Annotated in this window: 16 protein-coding genes; 9 read left to right on the plus strand and 7 right to left on the minus strand. The window is 73.3% G+C overall.

What is annotated here, in order from left to right; all coding sequences use genetic code 11:
* The first annotated feature begins 64 nt into the window (after positions 1–64).
* The 3 genes from ACFY8W_RS02430 to ACFY8W_RS02440 are packed head-to-tail and all read left to right on the plus strand — an operon-like array spanning position 65 to position 5,994.
* Positions 65–835, plus strand: a complete 771-nt coding sequence (locus ACFY8W_RS02430) for an HlyD family efflux transporter periplasmic adaptor subunit (protein WP_391099175.1) — start codon at positions 65–67, stop codon at positions 833–835.
* Positions 832–3,054, plus strand: a complete 2,223-nt coding sequence (locus tag ACFY8W_RS02435; RefSeq protein WP_391099177.1) for an NHLP family bacteriocin export ABC transporter peptidase/permease/ATPase subunit — start codon at positions 832–834, stop codon at positions 3,052–3,054. The genes ACFY8W_RS02430 and ACFY8W_RS02435 overlap by 4 nt, the downstream gene beginning before the upstream one ends.
* Positions 3,055–5,994 (plus strand): NHLP bacteriocin export ABC transporter permease/ATPase subunit, encoded by a 2,940-nt coding sequence (locus ACFY8W_RS02440; protein ID WP_391099180.1) that lies wholly within the window; start codon positions 3,055–3,057, stop codon positions 5,992–5,994. It begins immediately after the preceding gene.
* A 23-nt stretch (positions 5,995–6,017) separates the two neighbouring features.
* Here ACFY8W_RS02440 and ACFY8W_RS02445 read toward each other — a convergent pair whose 3' ends face one another.
* The 4 genes from ACFY8W_RS02445 to ACFY8W_RS02460 form a co-directional block, all read right to left on the minus strand.
* Positions 6,018–6,665: an alpha-ketoglutarate-dependent dioxygenase AlkB gene (locus ACFY8W_RS02445; RefSeq protein WP_391099183.1), complete on the minus strand. Its 648-nt coding sequence runs from the start codon at positions 6,663–6,665 to the stop codon at positions 6,018–6,020.
* Positions 6,666–6,920: 255 nt separating this feature from the next.
* Positions 6,921–7,793, minus strand: coding sequence for an NmrA family NAD(P)-binding protein (locus ACFY8W_RS02450; RefSeq protein ID WP_391099186.1), 873 nt, complete (start codon positions 7,791–7,793; stop codon positions 6,921–6,923).
* 28 nt (positions 7,794–7,821) lie between these two features.
* Positions 7,822–8,739 carry a thermonuclease family protein gene (locus tag ACFY8W_RS02455; RefSeq protein ID WP_391099189.1) on the minus strand — a complete coding sequence of 306 codons (918 nt, stop codon included), beginning with the start codon at positions 8,737–8,739 and terminating at the stop codon, positions 7,822–7,824.
* Positions 8,740–8,833: 94 nt separating this feature from the next.
* A complete protein-coding gene (locus tag ACFY8W_RS02460; RefSeq protein ID WP_391099191.1) occupies positions 8,834–10,192 on the minus strand; it encodes an aldehyde dehydrogenase family protein in 1,359 nt (452 codons plus the stop codon).
* Between the two features lie 128 nt (positions 10,193–10,320).
* On the opposite strand from ACFY8W_RS02460, the gene ACFY8W_RS02465 reads away from it, so the two are divergent.
* Genes ACFY8W_RS02465 through ACFY8W_RS02485 form a run of 5 tightly spaced genes read left to right on the plus strand, consistent with a single transcriptional unit; the run spans position 10,321 to position 16,034 of the window.
* Positions 10,321–12,078, plus strand: coding sequence for an ABC transporter substrate-binding protein (locus ACFY8W_RS02465; protein WP_391099194.1), 1,758 nt, complete (start codon positions 10,321–10,323; stop codon positions 12,076–12,078).
* Positions 12,079–12,086: 8 nt separating this feature from the next.
* Positions 12,087–13,046: an ABC transporter permease subunit gene (locus ACFY8W_RS02470; protein WP_391099196.1), complete on the plus strand. Its 960-nt coding sequence runs from the start codon at positions 12,087–12,089 to the stop codon at positions 13,044–13,046.
* Positions 13,043–14,029 (plus strand): ABC transporter permease subunit, encoded by a 987-nt coding sequence (locus ACFY8W_RS02475; protein ID WP_391099199.1) that lies wholly within the window; start codon positions 13,043–13,045, stop codon positions 14,027–14,029. Before ACFY8W_RS02470 ends, ACFY8W_RS02475 begins: the two co-directional genes overlap by 4 nt.
* Positions 14,029–15,033 carry an oligopeptide/dipeptide ABC transporter ATP-binding protein gene (locus ACFY8W_RS02480; protein WP_391099201.1) on the plus strand — a complete coding sequence of 335 codons (1,005 nt, stop codon included), beginning with the start codon at positions 14,029–14,031 and terminating at the stop codon, positions 15,031–15,033. The genes ACFY8W_RS02475 and ACFY8W_RS02480 overlap by 1 nt, the downstream gene beginning before the upstream one ends.
* Positions 15,030–16,034, plus strand: a complete 1,005-nt coding sequence (locus ACFY8W_RS02485) for an oligopeptide/dipeptide ABC transporter ATP-binding protein (protein ID WP_391099202.1) — start codon at positions 15,030–15,032, stop codon at positions 16,032–16,034. Before ACFY8W_RS02480 ends, ACFY8W_RS02485 begins: the two co-directional genes overlap by 4 nt.
* 90 nt (positions 16,035–16,124) lie before the next feature.
* On the opposite strand, the gene ACFY8W_RS02490 is transcribed toward ACFY8W_RS02485, so the two are convergent.
* The 3 genes from ACFY8W_RS02490 to ACFY8W_RS02500 all read right to left on the minus strand — a co-directional run bounded on the left by ACFY8W_RS02490 (position 16,125) and on the right by ACFY8W_RS02500 (position 20,074).
* Positions 16,125–17,795 carry a carbohydrate binding domain-containing protein gene (locus tag ACFY8W_RS02490; protein WP_391099204.1) on the minus strand — a complete coding sequence of 557 codons (1,671 nt, stop codon included), beginning with the start codon at positions 17,793–17,795 and terminating at the stop codon, positions 16,125–16,127.
* Positions 17,796–17,877: 82 nt separating this feature from the next.
* Entirely contained in the window at positions 17,878–19,041 is a 1,164-nt protein-coding gene (locus tag ACFY8W_RS02495) for an LCP family protein (protein WP_391099206.1), read from the minus strand.
* Positions 19,042–19,417: 376 nt separating this feature from the next.
* A complete protein-coding gene (locus ACFY8W_RS02500; protein ID WP_391099208.1) occupies positions 19,418–20,074 on the minus strand; it encodes a hypothetical protein in 657 nt (218 codons plus the stop codon).
* 609 nt (positions 20,075–20,683) lie between these two features.
* On the opposite strand from ACFY8W_RS02500, the gene ACFY8W_RS02505 reads away from it, so the two are divergent.
* Positions 20,684–21,460 carry an NPP1 family protein gene (locus ACFY8W_RS02505; RefSeq protein WP_391099210.1) on the plus strand — a complete coding sequence of 259 codons (777 nt, stop codon included), beginning with the start codon at positions 20,684–20,686 and terminating at the stop codon, positions 21,458–21,460.
* Positions 21,461–21,479 lie beyond the last annotated feature (19 nt).

Below are 21,479 nucleotides of genomic sequence, written 5' to 3' on the forward strand. Positions count from 1 at the left end.
GGTCCTCCCGCCGCGGTACGGCGGTGAAGGAAACGCAGTCGAACTGCCCTCGAAGGAACAGTCCATGCAGTTTCGCCAGAAGGCCCTTTCCAAGCTGCAGTCCCCCGAGGAACTCGATCTGCCCGTGCGTTTCGCGCGCCCTCAGGGGCGGCTCGTCCTGGCCGTGACGGTGCTCGTGATGGCCGCCGCCGGATACTGGGCGTTCACCGGCACGGTGACGTCGAAGCTCGGCGCGCCCGGGATCCTCACCCACGCCGAGGGCCGCTACCTGCTGCAGAGCCCGGTGGCCGGGCAGGTGACCGAGGTCCTGGTCGCCGAGGGCAGGACGGTCGCCGCCGGAGAGCCGCTGGCCGTCGTCCGCACGGACCACGGCGACAAGCCCGTGCGCGCCGTGGCCGGCGGCCGGGTGGCCGCCCTGTTCGCCCGTACCGGCGCCGTCGTGGCGGCCGGCGCCGACATGGCCGCCGTCGAACGGGTCACGGACCCCGACGAGCCGCTGGTGGCGGTGCTGTACGTACCGGCCGGCGAGGCCGCCGCGGTCCGCGCGGGCGCCACCGTCGACGTGACGGTCCGCCAGGCGGCCGCGGGCCGTGCCGGAACGCTGCGCGGCCGGGTCACCGCCGTCGGCCGCGCGCCCCAGTCCCGTGCGCAGATCGGCGGCTTCCTCGGCGACGACGGGCTCGCGGCGGAGTTCACCCGGCAGGGCAACCCGGTGGCGGTGCTCGTGCGGCTGCCCCGCTCCCCCGAAGGCCCGGATCCCGCAGACTCCGGCACGCCGGTCAGCGGCGCCGTCCACCTCTCCTCGCAACGCCCCGTCGACTGGCTGCTCCCGTGAACCCGCGTAAAAAGACCTCCCGCCCCCGGCGCCGTCCGGCCCGCACCGCCCCGCCCCGCCTCCGCAGGACCCGCACCGTCCGCACGCCGACCGTGCTGCAGATGGAGGCCGTGGAGTGCGGCGCGGCGGCGCTCGCGACGGTGCTCGGGCACCACGGCCGGTTCGTGCCGCTGGAGGAGCTGCGGATCGCGTGCGGCGTCTCGCGCGACGGCTCGCGGGCCAGCAACCTCCTGAAGGCAGCGCGGAGTTACGGCCTGACGGCCAAGGGCATGCAGATGGACCTGGCGGCGCTCGCCGAGGTCGCGGCACCGGCCGTGCTGTTCTGGGAGTTCAACCACTACGTCGTCTACGAGGGCATGGGACGGCGCCTCGGCCGGTCCGGCGTGTACGTCAACGACCCGGCCAAGGGACGACGTTTCGTACCCATGGAGGAGTTCGACACCGCCTTCACCGGGATCGTGCTCGTCTTCGAACCGGGCGCCGGGTTCCGTCGCGGCGGCCGCAGGCCGAGGGTCCTGGACGCCGTGCCCGCGAGGCTGCGCGGCACCTCGGGCACGATGGCCGCCGCGGTGCTCGCGAGCGTGCTGCTGGTGGCGGTCGGCGCGTGGGTGCCGGCCCTCAGCCGCACGTACATCGACACCTTTCTCATCGGCGGGCAGTCCTCGCTGCTCGGCGTGCTGTTCGCGGCGATGGCGACCGCGCTGGTCCTCACGGCGGCGCTCACGGCGCTCCAGCAGAGCAACCTGCTGCGCGGGCGCGTCGTCTCCTCGACCCTGGGCGGGGCCCGTTTCCTGCGGCACCTGCTGCGGCTCCCGGTCGCCTTCTACGCCCAGCGCAGCCCGGCCGACCTGGTGCAGCGGCTGCGCTCCAACGACCAGGTCGCCGAGACCCTCGCCCGCGACCTGTCCGCGGCGGGCGTGGACGCCGTCGTGGTGCTGCTGTACGCGGTGCTGCTGTGGACCTACGACCCGCAGCTGACCCTGGTCGGGGTGGGCGTGGCCCTGCTCAACGTGGTGGCGCTGCGGATCACGATGCGGGTCCGGGCCACCGGCACGCACAAACTGCGTGCCGAGAGCGCCCGGTTGACCAACACCTCGTACGGCGGCCTCCAGCTGATCGAGACGATCAAGGCCACGGGCGGCGAGGACGGCTTCTTCCGCCGCTGGTCGGGGCAGCACGCGGTCACGCTCGACGTGCAGCAGCGGCTCGGCGTGCCCGGCGCTTGGCTGGCGATCGTGGCGCCCACCCTCGCCGCGCTGAACAGCGCGCTGATCCTGATGATCGGCGGACTGCGGGCGGTGGAGGGCCATCTGACGGTGGGTCTGCTCGTCGCCTTCCAGTCCCTGGTGACCGGCTTCACCGCGCCCGTCGCGCGTCTGGGCGGGGTCGCGGGCCGGATCCAGGACTTCGCCGCGGACGTCGCCCGGCTCAAGGACGTGGAGAACTTCCCGGTCGATCCGGTCCACACCCGCCGCGAGCCCGCCGCCGGTGCTCGCAGGCTCACCGGTCACGTGGAGATCGACGGCGTCACCTTCGGCTACAGCCCGCTGGACGCGCCGCTCCTGAAGGACTTCTCGCTCGCGGTCGGCCCCGGGCAGCAGGTTGCGCTGGTCGGCGGCTCCGGCAGCGGCAAGTCCACGGTCTCGCGGCTGATCGCCGGTCTGTACGCGCCGTGGGAGGGCGCCGTCCGCATCGACGGGATGCCGCTCGCGGACATCCCGCGCGGCGCGCTCGCCGCCTCCGTGTCCTTCGTCGACCAGGACGTCTTCCTCTTCGAGGGCACCGTCCGCGACAACGTGGCCCTCTGGGACCCGTCGGTGCCGGACGAGGCGGTCGTCGCGGCGCTCGCGGACGCCGCCGTCCTGGACGTGGTCTCCCGCCGCCCCGGCGGCATCCACAGCCGGGTCGAGCAGGACGGCCGGAACTTCTCCGGCGGGCAGCGGCAGCGGCTGGAACTCGCCCGGGCCCTGGTCCGCGACCCGAGCGTGCTGGTCCTCGACGAGGTGACCAGCGCCCTGGACGCCGTCACCGAGCGGGAGGTCATCGACAACCTGCGGCGCCGCGGCTGCGCGTGTGTGGTCATCGCCCACCGGCTGAGCACCGTGCGCGACAGCGACGAGATCCTGGTCCTCGACCGGGGCACCGTCGTGGAACGCGGGCGGCACGCCGGCCTGCTGGCCGCGGGCGGCCCGTACGCCGAACTGGTCAAGGAGCACTGAGTGACCACGCCGACCCCTGTCACCCCCGGCACCACCCACCCCACCGCACACGCCGCCGGCACCGCCGGTGCGTACCCGCAGGACCCGGTGCTCGCCGCGCTCGGCGGGCTCGGCGCGGGCGTGGACTGCTCGGGCCTGCGCAGCCTGTCCCTGGAAGGGCCGTCCGTGCTGTGGCTGGTCGTGCACGGCAGCCTCGACCTGTTCGCGGTGGACGCGGGCCGTGCCGGTGCCTGGCACTTCCTGGGCCGGGTCGGCGCCGGCGCGGTGCTGCTCGGTCCCGCCGAAGGCCCTCGGCACACCCTGGTCGGCCGCCCCTCCGCGGAGTGCCTGCTGCGCCGCGTCGAACTGCGGGAGCTGCACCGGCCGGAGCCCACGGGGTACGCGGGCGGGGAGTACGGCGCCGGGGACGCGGCCTGGCAGGGACCGCAGGGCTGGCAGGGACAGCAGGGCTGGTACGGGGCCGGCGCACCGGCCGCGAGTCCGTTGGAGGACGCGTTCGCGCTCGGTGTGGGCCGTGGCCTGCGCGTCCTGTACGAGGCCCCGCTCGACGACCGGACCGGCGAACGGGGCGCCGTCACGGACGACGAGGTCATGTGGATGCGGGTCCCGCCCGGGAGCCTGGCGTACGGCGCGGTGTACGAGGCGGCCGCGGCCGGCACGCTGCTCGTGGACCCGGCACTGTGGCAGGGCATGGTCGAGCAGCAGTACCGCCTGCTGTACGCCCTGGACGACTGGATCGAGGAGCGGGAGCGGGCGCAGGAGGACCGTACGGCGGCCGGCCTCGCGGCGGGGCGGGCGGCCGGCAGCGAGGCCGACCGGACGCTTCTCGCCGCCCTCGGCCGCCGCGGCGCGCGGACGCGCGGCGGAGGCGACGCCGACGCCACGCTCGCCGTGTGCCGGCTCGTCGCGGCGGACGCCCGCATCGCCCTCCCGGAGACGGTCGCCGGGACCGCGGGGGCCGGAGACGAGCGGCTCGATCCGGTGGAGCGGATCGCGCTCGCCGCCCGGATCCGGACCCGGGAGATCGGGCTGCGCGGGCGCTGGTGGCGCGAGAACGCGGGGCCCCTGGTGGGCCGCCGGGAGCCGGACGGGGCGCCGGTGGCGCTGTTGTGGCGGCGCGGCCGCTATGTGGCGGTCGACCGGCCCGGCGGGCGGCGCGAGCGGATCGGCGCGGACGGCGCGGCCGGGTTCGAGGACCGGGCGGTGATGTTCTACCGGCCGCTGCCCGAGGGCCGGCCCGGTCTGGCGCGGCTGCTGCGCTTCTGTGCCCGGGGCACCCGCCAGGAGCAGCGGGACCTGCTGCTGAGCGGTCTGGTGTCGGTGGTCCTGGGCGCGACGGTGCCGCTGGCGACCGGCCGGATCCTGGGCAGCTACGTGCCGGCCGGCGAGAGCGGCCTCATCGTGCGGACGGCGCTGGCGCTGGTCGCGGCGGCCGTGGTGTCGGCCGCGTTCATGCTGCTGCAGAACGTGGCCCTGCTGCGGATGGAGGGCCGGATCGAGGCCACGCTCCAGCCGGCCGTCTGGGACCGGCTGCTGCGGCTGCCGACGACCTTCTTCACCGGCCGCTCGACCGGGGAGCTCGCCAACGCGGCCCTCGGCATCGGCGTGATCCGCCGCATGCTGTCCGGCGTCGCCCCGGTCTGCCTCCAGGCGGGCGCGGTCGGCGCGGTGAACCTCGTGCTGCTGCTCACGCACAGCGTGCCGCTGGGGCTCGTGGCGCTCGCGATGCTGCTCGTGGTCGGGGCGGTGCTGCTCGGCCTCGGCCTGTGGCAGCTGCGCCACCAGCGGCGCCTCGTCGAGCTCGGCAACAGGCTCGACAACCAGGCCTTCCAGACCCTGCGGGGACTGCCCAAGCTGCGGGTCGCCGCGGCCGAGAGCTTCGCCTACGCGGCCTGGGCGCGGGAGTTCGCCCGGACCCGGGTGCTGCAGCAGCGGGCCGGCCGGATCCAGAACGCCGTCACGGTCATCGGCGCGGTGTGCCTGCCGCTGTGCACCCTGGTGATGTTCGTGCTGCTCGCGGGGCCCGCACGGGGCGCGATGTCGGCGGCCGGCTTCCTCACCTTCTCCACGGCGCTGACGATGCTGCTCGCCTCGGTCACCCAGCTGACCGGTGCGCTCCTGTCGGTCGCCGCCGTGCTGCCCGTGTTCGAGCAGGTCGAGCCGATCCTGCGGGAGGCACCCGAGGTGCGGGGCGGGGCGGCCCGCCCGGGCGTGCTGAGCGGCGCGATCGAGGCCCGGCAGCTGTCGTACCGGTACAGCGAGGACGGTCCGCAGGTCCTGGACGGGGTCGACCTCACCGTCGGCGCCGGAGAGTTCGTGGCGGTGGTCGGGGCGAGCGGCTGCGGCAAGTCGACGCTGCTGCGGCTGCTCATCGGCTTCGACCGGCCCACCGGGGGCGTGGTCCGTTACGACGGTCAGGACCTGGCGGCGCTCGACCAGGCGGCGGTGCGCCGCCAGTGCGGCGTGGTGCTGCAGCACGCCCAGCCGCTGACCGGCTCGATCCTGGACTGTGTGCGCGGCGCGGAGGCGTACACCCTGGAGGAGGTCTGGGAGGCCGTCTCCCTCGCCGGTCTCGCCGAGGACGTGCGGGCGATGCCGATGGGTCTGCACACGATGCTCTCCGACGGCGGCGGCACCGTCTCGGGCGGGCAGCGCCAGCGGCTGATGATCGCCCAGGCCCTGATCCGCAGGCCGCGGATCCTGTTCCTGGACGAGGCGACGAGCGCCCTCGACAACGAGGCCCAGCGGGTGGTCATCGAGTCCACCCGGGCCCTGCGGGCGACGCGGATCGTGATCGCCCACCGCCTGTCGACGGTGATGGGCGCCGACCGGGTCGTCGTGATGGCCGACGGCCGTGTCGTGCAGCAAGGTACTCCGGCCGAGCTCCTCGCGGACCCGGCCGGCCCGTTCCACGAGCTGGCCCGGCGCCAGCTGAGCTGACGGGGCGGCCCCGGCGCGGGCGGTCAGCGCACCCCGCGCGGGCGGAACTGGACGCTGATGCGGGGGCCGACGGCCCGGGTGGTCTTCGGTACGGCGTGTTCCCAGGTGCGCTGGCAGGAGCCGCCCATGACCAGCAGGTCGCCGTGGCCGGACGGCAGCCGGAGGGCGACGGGCCCGCCGCCGCGCGGGCGGAAGGCCAGGTCGCGCGGGTCGCCGAGGGCGAGGATCGCCACCATGGTGTCCCGGGTCGCGGAGCGGCCGGTGCGGTCGCCGTGCCAGGCGACGCTGTCCCGCCCGTCGCGGTAGAGGCAGAGCCCGGCCGTGGCGAAGGGCTCGCCCAGCTCGCGGGCGTAGTGGGCGCCGAGCGCGTCACGGGCCTCGGCGAGCGCCGGGTGCGGGAGCGGGACGCCTTCCCCGTAGTGCGCGAGCAGGCGCGGGACGGCGACCACGTTGTCGTACATCCGCCGCTCCTCGGCCTGCCAGGGCACCCGCGCGGCCAGCTCCTCGAACAGCGCGTCGGCGCCGTGGAGCCAGCCGGGCAGATGGTCGACCCAGGCGCCGTCGCCCAGCTCCGTGCGCCGGATGCCGTCCAGGGGGCCGGGTCCGATGTCGGTGCCCTGGTCGAAGAGGGAGCCCTGGAAGGCGGGGATGCCGGGTCGTGCCGCTGTCATGGATCCAGCGTAGACGATGAACCGAACATGTGAGCGATTCAGGGGAGAGGCTCGTCGCGGCAGGGGCTCGGCGCGCCAGGCTCCGGGCGCCGGGGTTCAGCGCGCGGCAGGGGGCTCGGCGCACCAGGCCCAGGGCAGCAGGGGCTCAGGGCGGCAGAGGCTCGACGCGCCGGCAGGCTCCGGGAGCCGGGGTTCAGCGCGGAAGGAGCTGGCCGCGGCGGGAGCCCAGGGCAGCGAGAGCCCGGGGCAGCAGGCTCAGTGCGGCAGCAGGTGCCGGTAGCTCCGCGGGTTGGCGGCCAGGAAGTCCGCGAAGGCCTGCGGCGGGTGCCCGGTCAGGGTGCGGACGTCGTCGGACACGTCGTCCATCTCGCCGACGGCGACCGCCTCGTACGAGGTGACCCAGCCCTCCACCTGCCAGTCGGCCGCGTCGTAGCCGGCGCGCGAGGCGTAGGCCTGGTCCCGGGTCTCGGGGACGTAGGTGACCGTGCGCCCGCTCGCCGCGGTCAGCGCGGCGGCGACCTCGGCGAAGCTCAGCGCCTCCGGTCCGGTCATGTCGTACGTGGCGCTGTCGTGCTCGTGTCCCGCGGCGAGCAGCACCGCCGCGGCCGACTCCGCGACGTCGTCGTGGGTGACGGCACCCACCCGGCCGTCCCCGGCGGGTCCGCGCAGCAGGCCGTCGGGGGACGCCATCGCGGCCAGGTCGGCCTGGTAGGTGCTGTCGCGCAGGAAGGTGAAGGCCACGCCGGTCGAGCGGATGTGCTGCTCGGTGTGCCAGTGGTCGCGGGCGAAGGTGAAGGTGGCGTGCGGCGCGGCGTTGAGGTACGAGAGGTAGACGACCCGCCGCACCCCGGCGACGACGGCCGCGTCGACCACGGTGGCGTGCGTCCTGACCCGGCCCGGCCCCTCGTGCGCCGAGACGAGGAAGAGCGTGTCCGCGCCGTCGAGCGCGGCCCGCATCCCGCCGGCGTCGTCGTAGGACGCCGTCCTCGTGTCGTCGGTGGGCAGCCGGCCGAGCTTCGCCTGGTCGCGCCCCAGGGCGCGCACCGGCGCTCCGGCCTCGGCGAGCAGGCCGGTGACGCGCCGGCCGATCCGGCCGGTCGCGCCGGCGACCGCGAGGAGTGCGCTCATGCGGTGCTCGCTTCTCGGTGGACGGTGTTCATTTCTCGATGAAGAGAAGGTCTTCCGAGGCGTGGGTCATCAGGACCGTCCCGCCGTTGAGGACCCTCACGACGTTCTGCAGGCCGACCAGCTCGCCGGGACTCGGGTTGGGTCCGAGGATGCGGAACCTGTCCATGGACCCGCCCAGGTACGCCGGGAAGCCGTCGAGGTTGGGGTAGCCCAGGGACAGGTACTCCTTCAGGCGGCGGAAGAGCTTCGGGAGGATGACCGCGCCCTGGGTGATCGAGGTCATGTCGACGACCTTCGCTCCCCTGAGCGTGACGTCGACGGTCTCGCCGTTCGCGTCGCGCTTCCACACGCCCTTGCCGGGTGCCGTCTTCGCCTGCAGGACGGCCGCGGTCAGCTCCTTGCGGAGGTCCCAGGGCAGGCCGCCGTAGAACATGGGATAGGCGAGCCCCTCCGCCAGCATGTGGTGGTTGGCCGTCTCCCGCACGAGCTTCTCGCGGACGTCGAACTCGTAGCCGCTGGCCCCCGGCGGTACTCCCCGGCCGACGAGCGCCACACAGCGGCCGTAGATGTCGGTGCCTCGGGTGAGGATGTAGCCCGGGACACGGTCGGGGGTCGCGGAGATGTTCTCGCTGCCCGGGTGATCAGGGTCGGGAACGCGCCGGATGTCGCGGAAACCGAGCCATTCGAGCAGCGAGTTCGTGGCGGCGTCGCCCAACTCCCGTGGTTGGCGCTCCACTTCCCCGTAGGGCCCGTCGTAGTGGGTCTCCAGCGCGTCGACGCCTTCGAGGCGGACGCTTGCCCGGCCCTCCCGCGTGGGCTTGACCTTCTCGCACCCTCCGACGAGCTTCCACTCACCCACGTAGTCGGGGACGAACGGGAGGGTGTCGCCGTCGGGGCTGGTACGGCCGGAGAGATGGAACGATCCCTTGATCAGCAGCATGGGCATGGTCGCCCCCAAGGTCGCGTCGTTCGCAGCATGGAAGGGAACCGGCTCTCTTCCATGCTGCGACGGGCCGGGCGCGACCGCCATCGGAACGGCGTCAGCCGGGCGCCACCGTGTACGTACGGGACGAGGTGTAGAAGTCCAGGGCCGCGCGGCCCTGTTCGCGAGGCCCGTAGCCGGAGGCCTTGGCGCCGCCGAACGGGAGGTGGAAGTCGACCCCGGTGGTCGGCGCGTTGATCCGGACCATGCCGGTGTCGAGCAGGTCGAGCCCTTCCAGGACGGCGGTCAGCTCCGCGGTGTGGACCGAGGTGACCAGCCCGTAGCGTGCGGCGTTGGTGATCCGCACGGCGTGGTCCAGGTCGCGCGCGGACAGCAGGGCCGCGACGGGGCCGAAGACCTCCTCGCGCAGCAGCCGGTGGCCGGGGGCCACCTTCTCGACCAGGGTCGGCGCCGCGTACCAGCCGGTCCCGTCCGGGACGGTGCCGCCCGCGAGCACGGAGAGCCCCTGCCAGGCCGCCTGCGTCTCGGCGCGGGCGGCCTCGGAGACGAGCGGTCCGCACACGGTGGCCGGGTCGGCCGGGTCGCCGACCGGGACGGCCCGCAGCGCCTCGGTCAGGGCCTCGCGCAACGGGTCGAGGGCGCCGCCGACGGCGATGACCCGGCTGGTGGCGGTGCACTTCTGGCCCGCGTATCCGGCGATGGAGGCGGCGATCTGCTCCGCCGCCCGCGGGATGTCGGCGTCGGGGAGCACGATCGCCGCGTTGAGGCCGCCCATCTCGGCCTGTACGGGGATGCCCCGGGCGGTCGCGGTGCGCACCACTTCGCGGCCGACGGCCGAGGAGCCGGTGAAGGAGACGATGTCGGCGGCGGAGACCAGGGCGCCGCCCTCGGTGGCGCCGCCCGGCACGACGGTGAACACGCCCTCGGGCAGCGCCTGCCGGACGAGTTCGGCGAGCCTCAGGGCGCAGGCAGTCGCCTCCGGAGCGGGCTTGAGGACGACGGCGTTCCCGGCGGCGAGGGCGGGGGCCGCCTTCCAGCTGGGGATGGCGAAGGGGAAGTTCCAGGGCGTGACGAGTCCGGCCACTCCGTGCGGACGGCGGCGGGTGAGCAGCAGTCCCGGTCCGCCCGCCGTCTCGTGGACGGCGCCGGTGGGCTCGTAGGGCGCCTGGGCGTAGTAGCGCCAGAGGGCGACGGTGCGGGCGAGCTCGGCCCGGGCCTCCGTGACCGGCTTGCCGACCTCCCGTACGGCGAGGCCTGCGAGTTCGGCGCTCGCGGCCTCGATCGCGGTGGCGACCGCGCCGAGGGCGGCGGAGCGTGCGGCCGCCCCGCCGCGCGCCCAGCCGGGCTGGGCGGCGCGGGCCCGTTCGACCGCGTCCGCGGCGGCGAAGGCACCGGGAGCCGGGATGTCGACGAGACGGTCGGCCGGGTCGGCGGGGTTGCGGGAGATGACGGTCATGCGTCGAACCTTCTCTGTCGTGTCCGAGGGCTTGCGCAGTACAATTTCACATTACTATGTTACGGGTCACATTTTTGGCCACGCCCGATGCGCGGCCGACCGAACTCCCCACCTCGGAGTGACTCCTGATGGACCAGCACAAGCGAAACGCCCTCGCCGTCGCCCTGTTGACGGCCCTCTCCCTCGGCGCGGCCGGCTGCTCCGGCGGCGGCGCAGGCCCGGCGGCGGGCCCCGGGCGCGACGGCGCCAACCCGGCGACCGGAAACCTCGGCAAGGTCGTCGGCGGCACCCCGGTGAAGGGCGGCACCCTCACCGTGCTGTCCAACCAGGACTTCACGCACCTCGACCCCGCCCGCAACTGGGTGATGGGCGACATGGACTTCGGCACCCGGCTGCTCTACCGCACCCTGCTCACGTACAAGGCCGAACCCGGCACCAAGGGCGGCGAGCTGGCCCCCGACCTCGCCGAGGACCTGGGCACCTCGTCCAACGGGGCCAAGACCTGGACCTTCCGCCTGAAGAAGGGCCTCAAGTACGAGGACGGCTCTCCCGTGACCGCGCAGGACGTCAAGTACAACGTCGAGCGGTCCTTCTCCCCCGACCTCCCCGGCGGCCCCGACTACGCGGCCCGCTACCTCGCCGGGGCCGAGGGCTACCAGGGCCCGGCCGGCGGCAGGCACCTGGACTCGATCAAGACGCCCGACGACCGCACCATCGTCTTCGAACTGCGCAAGCCCTTCGCCGAGTTCCCCTACGCGACGGTGCTGCCCACCTTCGCGCCCGTGCCCAAGGCCCAGGACAAGGGCCCCCAGTACGACAACCGGCCCTTCTCCTCGGGCCCGTACAAGATCGAGTCGTACGCCCGCGACAAGCAGCTCGTCCTGGTCCGCAATCCGCACTGGGACCCGGAGACCGACGGGGTGCGCAAGGCCTACCCGGACCGGATCGTCGTCACCATGGGACTCAAGGGGAACCAGATCGACGACCGGCTGGTGACCGGATCCGGCGCCGACGCCTCCGCCGTGCCCTGGGTCAAGCTCCGCCCGGAGAGCACGCCCAAGGTCCTCACCAAGCCGGACGTCAAGGCGCGCCTCCTCGCCGAGTCCACCAACTGCACCGAGATGGTGCAGATGCACACCGGCCGCGCGCCGTTCGACGACGTGAAGGTCCGTCAGGCCGTGCAGTACGCCCTCGACCGGCAGGCCGTCCTCACCGCCTCCGGCGGGCCCGCACTCAACGACCCGGCCACCGCGCTCATGCCCGGCTCCCTCTTCTCCGGCGGCAGGCAGCCCGACACCCTGAAGATCCCGCCGACCGGTGACGTGGCGAAGGCCCGGCAGCTCCTCAAGGAGGCCGGCAGGCCCGACGGCTTCTCCACCAGCATCACCGTCTCCACCGGGGACAAGAGCGTCGCCGAGGCCGTCCAGCAGTCCCTCGGCCGGGCCGGGATCAAGGTGGTCATCGAGACCGTCGACCCGTCCGCCTTCTACGACACCATCGGCGACACCAAGAACCGCACCGACCTCACCTACACCGGCTGGTGTCCCGACTACCCGTCCGGCTCCACCTTCCTCCCCTTCGTCTTCGACGGCCGCTACATCAAGGAGAAGGGCAACTCCGGCAACCACTCCCTGTTCCGCGACGACGCCACGATGAAGCGGATGGACGAGATCGCCGCGATGACCGACGCCGCCCAGGCCAACAAGGCCTGGCAGGAGCTCGACGGACAGATCCTGGCGAAGGCCCCCACCGCGCCCGTCGTCGTCGAGCGCATGCCGCTCCTCGTCGGCCCGAACATCGCCGGCGCCTTCGGGCACACCTCCTTCGGCGGCCAGCTCGACTACGCGACGGTCGGCCTCAAGGACCCGTCCAAGAGCGGGAGCTGAACCAACCCATGACCACCGTCTCCGCATCCCCGGACACGGCGAAGGAGCGGGCGGAGGCCGGGGCGGCCGGGGGCGGCAGCCCCTGGCGGCTCGCCCTGGCCGAGCTGCGCCGCCGCACCTCCGCCCTCGTCGCCCTCGCCGTCGTCGCCCTCTTCGCCCTGATCGCCGTCGCCGCGCCGCTGCTCAGCCGGCTGGGCGGCTGGCGCCCCGACGAGTTCGACGCGTCGGCCGTCGACCCGTACCTCGGCGGACTGCCCGTCGGGCCGCTCGGCGGGATCTCCGCCGAGCACTGGCTCGGCGTCGAGCCGGTCACCGGCCGCGACCTGTTCGCCCGCGTCGTGCACGGCGCCCAGGTCTCCCTGCTCATCGCCTTCGCCGCGACCGCCATCGTGGTCGTCGCGGGCGTCGCGGCGGGCGTCGCCGCCGGCTACTTCGGCGGACGCACCGACACCGTCCTGTCCCGGCTCATGGACCTCACCATGTCCTTCCCCTCCCTCATCTTCATGATCGCGATGATGTCCGTGGCCAGGGACGTCAACCGCATCCTGCTCATGGTCCTGGTCATCGGGCTCTTCGGCTGGCCCGGCATCGCCCGGATCGTCCGCGGGCAGACGCTCTCGCTCAGACACCGCGAGTACGTGGACGCGGCCCGGGTGAGCGGCGCCTCCGACTGGCGCATCCTCACCCGGGAGGTGCTGCCGGGCGTCGCGGGACCCGTCATCGCCTACACCACCCTCATCGTGCCCGGCATGATCGCCACCGAGGCCGCGCTCAGCTACCTCGGCGTCGGGGTGCGCCCGCCGACGCCGTCCTGGGGCCAGATGATCGCCGAGAGCGTCGCCTTCTACGACACCGACCCCATGTACTTCGCCGTGCCGAGCGTCTGCCTCTTCCTCACCGTCCTCGCCTTCACCCTGCTCGGCGACGCGCTGCGGGACGTCTTCGACCCCCGGGGAGGCCGGGCGTGATCCTCTATCTCGGCCGCCGGCTGCTCGGGGTGCTCGGCGTCCTCCTCGCCGTCGCCGCCATCACCTTCCTCATCTTCTACGTGCTGCCCTCCGATCCCGCCGCCGCGGCCTGCGGCAAGTCGTGCAGCACCGAGCGGCTCGCCGCGATCCGTGCCCACATGGGCCTCGACCAGCCGCTGTGGCGGCAGTTCGGCGACTTCGTGACGGGCATCTTCACCGGTCGCACGGTCGGCAGCGGCCCGTACGCGCTGGACTGCGCCTTCCCTTGCCTGGGCTACTCGTACGAGAACAGCCAGCCGGTCTGGGACCTGCTCGTCGACCGGCTCCCCGTCTCCGCCTCGCTCGCCGTCGGCGCGGCAGTGATCTGGCTGGCGCTCGGTCTGGGGGCGGGCGTGACCGCGGCCCTGCGCAAGGACACCCTCACCGACCGGGCCCTGATGGTCGGCGCGGTCGCCGCGGCCTCGCTGCCCGTCTACTTCACCTCCGTGATGCTGATCTACGGGATGATCCGGGTGGCCGGGCTGCTCCCCTATCCGCAGTACGTCCCGCTCGGCTCCGACCCGCTCTCCTGGGCCTCGAACCTGCTGCTGCCCTGGCTGGCGCTCGCGGTCCTCTACGCGGCCATGTACGCCCGGCAGAGCCGGAGTTCGATGATCGAGTCGATGGCGGAGCCGTACATCCGCACCGCCCGGGCCAAGGGTCTGCCGCGGCGGACCGTGGTGGTCAAGCACGGCCTGCGGGCCGCCATGACGCCCGTCCTCACCATCTTCGGCATGGACCTCGGCGGGCTGCTCGCGGGCGCCGTGATCACCGAGTCCATCTTCGGACTGCCGGGCGTCGGACGGCTGTTCTACGGGGCGCTCGCCACCGGCGACCAGCCGGTGATCCTCGGGGTGACGCTGCTCGCCGCCACCTTCATCGTCGTCGCCAACCTGTGCGTCGACCTGCTGTACGCCGTCGTCGACCCGCGTGTGAGGTACTGATGCCCGAGGCCGAACCCCTTCTCTCGGTCCGCGACCTCACGGTCGAGTTCCCGACCCGGCACGGCCCGGTGCGGGCCGTGGACGCGCTCTCCTTCGACGTGCCGCGCGGCCGGACCCTCGGCATCGTCGGCGAGTCCGGCTCCGGCAAGTCGGTCACCTCGCTGGCGGTGATGGGCCTGCACACCGGTGCCCGGGTGTCCGGCTCGATCGTCCTCGACGGGCGCGAGCTGGTCGGTCTCCCGGAGCGGGAGCTGAACCGGCTGCGCGGCCGGCGGATGGCGATGGTCTTCCAGGACCCGCTGTCGAGCCTCCACCCGTACTACACGGTGGGCGAGCAGATCGCCGAGCACCACCGGGTGCACTTCGGCTCCCGCCGCGCGGTCGCCCGGCGGCTCGCCGTCGACGCGCTCGCCGAGGTCGGCATCCCGGAGCCGGCGCGGCGGGCCGGCGAGTATCCGCACCAGTTCTCCGGCGGCATGCGGCAGCGCGTGATGATCGCGACGGCGCTGGTCTGCGAGCCCGAGCTGCTGATCGCCGACGAGCCGACCACGGCGCTCGACGTCACCGTGCAGGCCCAGATCCTGGAGCTGATCGCCAAGGTCCAGGAGGAGCGCGGGCTCGCCGTCGTGATGATCACGCATGATCTCGGGGTGGTGGCCCGGGTCGCCCACGAGGTCCTGGTGATGTACGGCGGCCGCGCGGCCGAACGGGCACCCGTGGACAGCCTGTTCGGCTCGCCCGCGCACCCGTACACCCGGGGCCTCCTCGACTCCCTGCCGCGGCTCGACGACCGGGACGACGCCCCGCTGCGGGCGATCCCGGGCTCCCCGCCGTCCCTGCTCGCCCCCGCCCCGGGCTGCGCCTTCGCACCCCGCTGCCCGCGGCCCGCCCTCGGCACGGCCGAGGAGCGGGCCCGGTGCGAGGGCGAGCGCCCGCCGCTCGCCGGCCCGGCCGCGCATCCGGCGGCCTGTCACTTCCCCGCCTACGGAGGCGTCGCGTCATGAGCAGCACCACCCCTCTCCTCTCGGTCCGCGACCTGACGATGACCTTTCCCGGGCGCGGCCCGCGCGCCGCGCGGGTCCGGGCCGTGGACGGCGTCTCCTTCGACATCGCGCCGGGCGAGACCCTCGGCCTGGTCGGGGAGTCGGGCTGCGGGAAGTCGACGACCGGGCGAATGATCGTCCGGCTGCTCGAACCGACCTCCGGCTCCGTGACGTATGACGGGCGGGACATCAGCCGGCTGCCGCAGCGCGCGCTGAAGCCGCTGCGGCGTGAGCTCCAGATGGTCTTCCAGGACCCGCACTCCTCGCTCAACCCGCGCCGGACGGTGGCCCGGATCATCTCCGATCCGCTGCTCGTGCAGGGGAGTTCGGCGGCCGATGCGCGGCGGCGGGTGGCCGAGCTGATGGAGCTGGTGGGTCTGATCCCGGAGCATCTGGACCGTCATCCGCACGAGTTCTCCGGCGGCCAGGCCCAGCGCATCGGCATCGCCCGCGCCCTGGCGACGGGTCCGCGTCTGGTCGTGGCCGACGAGCCGGTCTCGGCGCTCGACGTGTCCGTGCAGGCGCAGATCGTGAACCTGATGGAGCGGCTCCAGGCCGAGCTCGGCCTGGCGTACCTCTTCGTCGCCCACGACCTGTCGGTGGTGAAGCGGGTCTGCGACCGGGTGGCGGTGATGTACCTGGGCCGGATCGTGGAGATCGGGCCGAAGGACCGGGTGTACGGCGATCCCGCGCACCCGTACACGCGGGCGCTGCTCTCGGCGGTGCCGCTGCCGGACCCGGCGGCGGAGCGGGCGCGGGAGCGGATCGTGCTGCGCGGCGACCCGCCGAGCCCGGCCGCGCCGCCGCCGGGCTGCACCTTCCATCCGCGCTGCCCGAAGGCCCGGGACGTGTGCCGGAAGGAGCCTCCCCTGCTGCGGATCACCGCGGCGGGGGAGGCGAGGGAGGTGGCGTGCCACTTCCCGGAGACGGGCCCGGCCCCGGGAGGTGCGCCGCTCGGCTAGGCCGTTTCTTTCGGATGAGGGCCGGACCGGGCAAGATCCGGAAGAGACGGTCGGGGCGAGTCTTCCGCATCTTGCCGGCGGCCCGACGCCCTAGCCGGTGAACCCGGCCGTGATCCGCGTGAACTCCCAGTCGGGCTGGGCGATGCCCGAGCAGGTCTCGGTCACGCCGCCGCCCGCGCAGCCGCGGTCCCGGTTGACGGACCAGAAGGCCAGCCGGGCGATGTGGTGCCCGTTCGCCCAGTCGCGGATCTTCGTCCAGGTCTCCGGCGTGGTGATCTCCTGCTGGTCGGAGAGTCCGTTCATGCCGGAGATGCCGATGTGTGCGTAGGCGGTGGCGTCGTCCCAGCCGTAGACGGACTTCAGCTTGTTCTTCAGGCCCTCGGCGGCGTTGACCGTGTTGCCGTACATGTCGGCGCCGCCGCCGAAGTCGAAGGGCATGATCGTGAAGACGTCGATGTTCGCGTTCAGCGCCTTGGACTGCTCGATGAGCCGGTTGCCCCAGGAGGTCGGCCCGGTGGTCGAGGTGCCGAAGGTGAGGATGGTCCGCAGGCCGGGGTTGCCGGCCTTGACGATCTTCAGGGCGTTCAGGACGCGGTCCTGGACGGCCGCGTTCTCGAACTCGTCGGTGTTCTCGATGTCGACGTCGATCGACTTCAGGCCGTAGGCGTCGATGACCTTCTGGTAGGCGCCGGCCAGGGCCTCGGGGGTCGAGCAGTTGGGGCCGAGCTTGTTGCCCGACCAGCCGCCGACGGACGGGACGATGTCACCGCCGGCGGCCCGGATCGCGTTGATGGCGGACTGGTCGACGCCGCCGGTGAGCGGGCGCTGGCCGTCCCAGGCCGGGTTGCAGCCGCCGGAGGAGAGGATGAAGGCCATGGTGAAGGTCTTGATGCCGGTGGCGTTCATCACCGTGGCCGGCGCGGGCGGGTTGCCCCAGCCGAGGTAGAGGTAGGGCGCGGCCTGCTTGAAGCCGGTGCCGCCGTCTCCGCCCTGGCCGGTGGTGGCGGTGACGGCGTTGGAGGCCGGGGAGGCGTTGCCGGCCGCGTCGCGGGCCTTGACCGTGAAGGTGTAGGCGGTGCTCGCGGCGAGCCCGCCGACGGTGGCGCCGGTGCCGGTGACGGTGCTGACCTTGGTGGCGCCCTGGTAGACGTCGTAGCCGGTGACGCCGACGTCGTCGGTGGCGGCGGTCCAGGACAGCGACACGCTGGACGAGGTCGTGCCGGTGGCCCGGAGGCCGGTGGGCGCGGTCGGCGCCTGCGTGTCGGTGCCGCCACCGCCGCCGGGGCCGTCGAGGCTGATGTCGTCGGCGTAGTAGGTGCCCTGGCCGTACCAGCCGTGGGTGTAGACCGTCGCGCTGGTCTGTGACGCGCCGGTGGTGAAGCTCAGCGAGAGCTGCTGGTACGAGGGAGCGGACGCGGTCCAGGTCGAGGTGCCGCCGTCGACGCCGAGGTGGACGTAGCTGCCGCGCACCCAGCCGGACAGGGTGTAGGTGGTGCCGGGCCGGACCGCGACGGTCTGGGAGCACCTGGCGTTGTCGGAGGCGCTCGCGGCGCCGGCCAGTGCCTTGGTGCCGCCGTGCACGGGGGTGGAGACGACCGAGCCGAGCCCGCCGGAGCAGGTCCAGCCGGTCAGGCCGCCGGACTCGAATCCCGGGTCGGTCAGCAGGTTGGCGGCCTGGGCGGGGGTGGGAAGGGCGACCAGGGCCGCCGCGCCGAGGAGCGACGCGCCGAGCGACGCCACCAGGCGGTTGCGGATGAGCACCGTGCCTCCAGGGGGAGTTGAGGAGGGAGCGGTCACAGATTGGACTGGACCAATGCCTCCGTCAAGTCCCCCGGGGCAAGCCTCAGTTGGGCGCGGGCCGCAGACGGTCGATGGGATGGGTGTTCACGTAGTCCTCCACGGTGTCGTCCTTGAACGCCTGCCACAGGGCGGTGCACCGCGCCCGGTCGAGGTGGACCACCGACTGTCCGCGCTCCGTTCCGGTGCCCTTCACGGGCGCGTTCATGAAGGTCATGTCGCCCGCTCTCACCTCCCGCATGTTCCAGACCAGTTCGCGCATCTCGCCGTCACCGAACCGCTCGTCGACGGAGACCGTCTCGGTGAAGATGTCGAGGGTCTTCTTCAGCTGCATCGGGTCCTTGAGCGACGCGGAGCCCATCACCTTCTCCAGGACCGTGCGCAGGTAGTTCTGCTGACGGTGCGTCCGGTCGAAGTCGCCGTTGGGCAGGTTCTTCCGCTCCCCCACGTAGTCCAGGGCCTGCTCGCCGTTCATGTGTCTGCGCTCGCCGTCGGACATGATGATGTCGACGCCGCCGACGGCGTCGGTGAGCTTGCGGAAACCGTTCCAGTCGATCACGGCGAAGTGGTCGACACGGACGTCGGTGAGCCGCTGCACCGTGTCGATGAGCAGCGGCGGGCCGCCCCACGAGAAGGCCGCGTTGAGCTTCGCCTTGCCGCGGCCCGGGACGTCCACCCAGGAGTCGCGCGGCAGCGAGACCACGTAGGCGGCGGAGTGGTCGTCCGGGATGTGCACCAGCATCATCGCGTCGCTGCGCTGGTCACCGTACTTCCACAGCCTGCCCTTGGCGTCGCTGCCGGTCGTGGGCACGTCCGACCGGGAGTCGAGGCCCACGAGGAGGAAGTTCCGGCCGCCCTTCGACGCTGCGGGCACCGGGGCGTCGGTCGGGAAGGTCTGCGGGATCCGCTGCACCCGGCCCGTGTAGTGCTGGTACGCCCAGTAGCCCGCCCCTGCGGTCAGCAGCACCGCCCCGACCAGCAGGGCGAGCGCGCCGAGCAGCACCGTCCGCGCCCTGGGACGCCGGCGGCGCGGGCGCGGCCCGTCACCACCCGCGCGGTCACCGCCGTCACCGGCATCACCGGCATCACCGGCATCACCGCCGTCACCGGTGCCGTCGGCACTGTCGACGCCGCCGGTGCCGCCGGTGCCGACGCCCTCCTCCGCGAGTTCCTCGTCGCCGGTCTTGCCCTGCGCGCCACGCGTACCCATCAGCTACGGCTCCCCCCTCCGCGGCCCCCGCCCCGGATCACCCCACCGCGCCCCGACTCGCCGCGCCGGGGGCACACTTCAAGCCACCAGGATGCCGAAGATCGGCCGGTCGCGCGACGGATCGGCCGGACCCGCCCGGGAACCGGGCGGGAACGGGCGGGAACCGGGCGGGAACGGGCGGGAACCGGCTGGCCGGGGCCGGACTCGGGGCCCGTGTGGCGGGACGGTGGGCGGCGGAGCGTGGAGTTCCAGCCTGCCGGAGGCCTCGGGGGCCAGGGAGGACCTACGGAGTGCCTTCCGGATCTTGCCGGTGTCCCGGCCGGGTCCCGCCCCAGGCCGTTCCTTCCGGACCCGGCCAAGACCCGGAAGAGCCGGTCTAGCCCGTCACGGTGATCTGCTGGGCGGGGTCGGTCGTGTCGGTGATCTGGTAGGTGGCGGTGAAGGTGGCCGACTGGTTGCCGGTCGGGCACAGGAAGCCGCCGGTGACGGTGGCGGGGACGGGCGCGCCGCTGATGGCGAGGGCGGACGGCGCGCCGTTGGTCCAGGTGCCGTTGACGGCGGTGGGCCCCGCGGGCGAGGCGGTGATGGTGCAGGACGCGAAGCCGCTGGTCTTGAGCACGACGCCGCCCTTGGGGATGGTGAACCCGCCGGCGGCGGGGGCGCCGTTCTGGGCGGAGAGGGTCCAGGCGCCGTTGGCGGAGTTGGCGGTGACGGTCACGCTGACGCCGGCGATGCTGGTCGAACAGCCGCTGAAGGTCGGCGGGTTGATGGTCGCGGAAACGGGTCCGGCGTCGTTGTGGTTGGCGGGCGCGGCGGGGACCTGGTTGTTCGCGCCGGTCGTCGGGGCGGAGGCGGAGACCGTGCAGGTCATGGTGGTCGAGCCGGCCACGAAGGTGGCCTTGCCGGTGAGTTTGGCGGCGAAGGAGTGACCGGCGGGGAGCAGCGTGGTCGAGGCCGCCTGGGTGCCGGTTCCGCCGAAGGTGAGCGCGGTGGCCGCGACGAGACCGGTCGCGGCGACGAGCAGCTTGGACATGGGGATCTCCTCGGTTTCGGAGTGTGGGGAGCGAGGAGGTGCGGATACGCGGTACGGATGCGCGGTGCCTGTGCGCGTGGGCTGACGCGTGGGGTGGGGGTACGCGCAAAGTGACTTGAGAGTAGAACCGGCCGGTAGCCGTGTACAGGCATCATTTCCGCCAGTACTGACATGTCGTCAGGAAGCTTGGCTCGGCGTACCGCTTGACGCCGGTCCGGAAGCCGGAGGGCGAGCGCGGCGCCACCCCCGGAGCGGAGCCTCGTCCCGGGGGCGGCGGTGAGCGGCGATGTCGGCGCACGACGCTCGGTCGCGGGATCCGGGAGCCCCCACGGCTCCCGTTCGACAACGATCCCGGCCCACACGATCTTGCCGTGCCCACCCCGCCTTCCGCGATCTTCACGCGCGAAACCGCACGATCCGGCGAAGCTCCCGCCACATCTTGACGTCAGGCACGCCCCGGCGCGCGCCCCCTCCGGCGAGCCGTCGCGCCCCTGGCCGACTCCCGGCAACCCCTACAAGCGAAACGTCACTTCCCGTTCTCCGCACGGTGGTTGACGCTCCGCACACCCGGCTGCGAAGGTGACCCGCCCCCACACCCAAGGAGTTGACGTGCACCTGACCTCCGCGCCGGGGCGCCGCCGGACGGCGCTCGCCGCCCTGCTGTGCGCCCTCGCCCTGGTCGTCGGCATCCCGGCCACCGCCCACGCCGCCGTACTGCCGCCGCTGCCGCAGAACGCCGACGCACTCGAGCAGACCTTCGCCCCCGCGTACGACTTCGACACCGACGGCTGCTACATGACCGCCGCCATCGGCTCCGACGGGACCCTCAACCCCGGCCTCAAGCTCGGTGGCGCGGTCAACGGACAGTGCCACGACCCCGCCCAGCTGGCCTCCGCCAACAGCTACTCCCGGGCGAAGTGCAACAACGGCTGGTGCGCCGTGGTCTACGCCGGCTACTACGAGAAGGACCAGGCGACGTGGGGCCCCCTCGCGATCGGGCACACCCACGACTGGGAACACGTCGTCGTGTGGATCAGCGGGAACGAGGTCCAGTACGTGTCGGTCTCGCAGCACAGCGGCTACCAGGTCGCCGCCCGCTCCTCGGTGCGCTTCGACGGCACCCACCCCAAGATCGTCTACCACAAGGACGGGCTCTCCACCCACTGCTACCGCTTCGCCAACTCCACCGACGAGCAGATCGAGAACTCCACCGGCGGCTGGTTCTACCCGCGGCTCGTCGGCTGGAACGGCTACCCGACCGGGCTGCGGGAGAAGCTGACCGGCGCGAACTTCGGTTCCGCCACCCTCAAGATCCGGGACTCCGACTTCGCCTACGCGCTGTCCCGCGCCAAGCCGGCGGGCATCCCGTTCGACCCGAACGCCTGAGTCCGGGCCCCGGCCCTCC

The sequence above is a fragment of the Streptomyces sp. NPDC012637 genome, assembly GCF_042954805.1.
Taxonomy (GTDB): domain Bacteria; phylum Actinomycetota; class Actinomycetes; order Streptomycetales; family Streptomycetaceae; genus Streptomyces.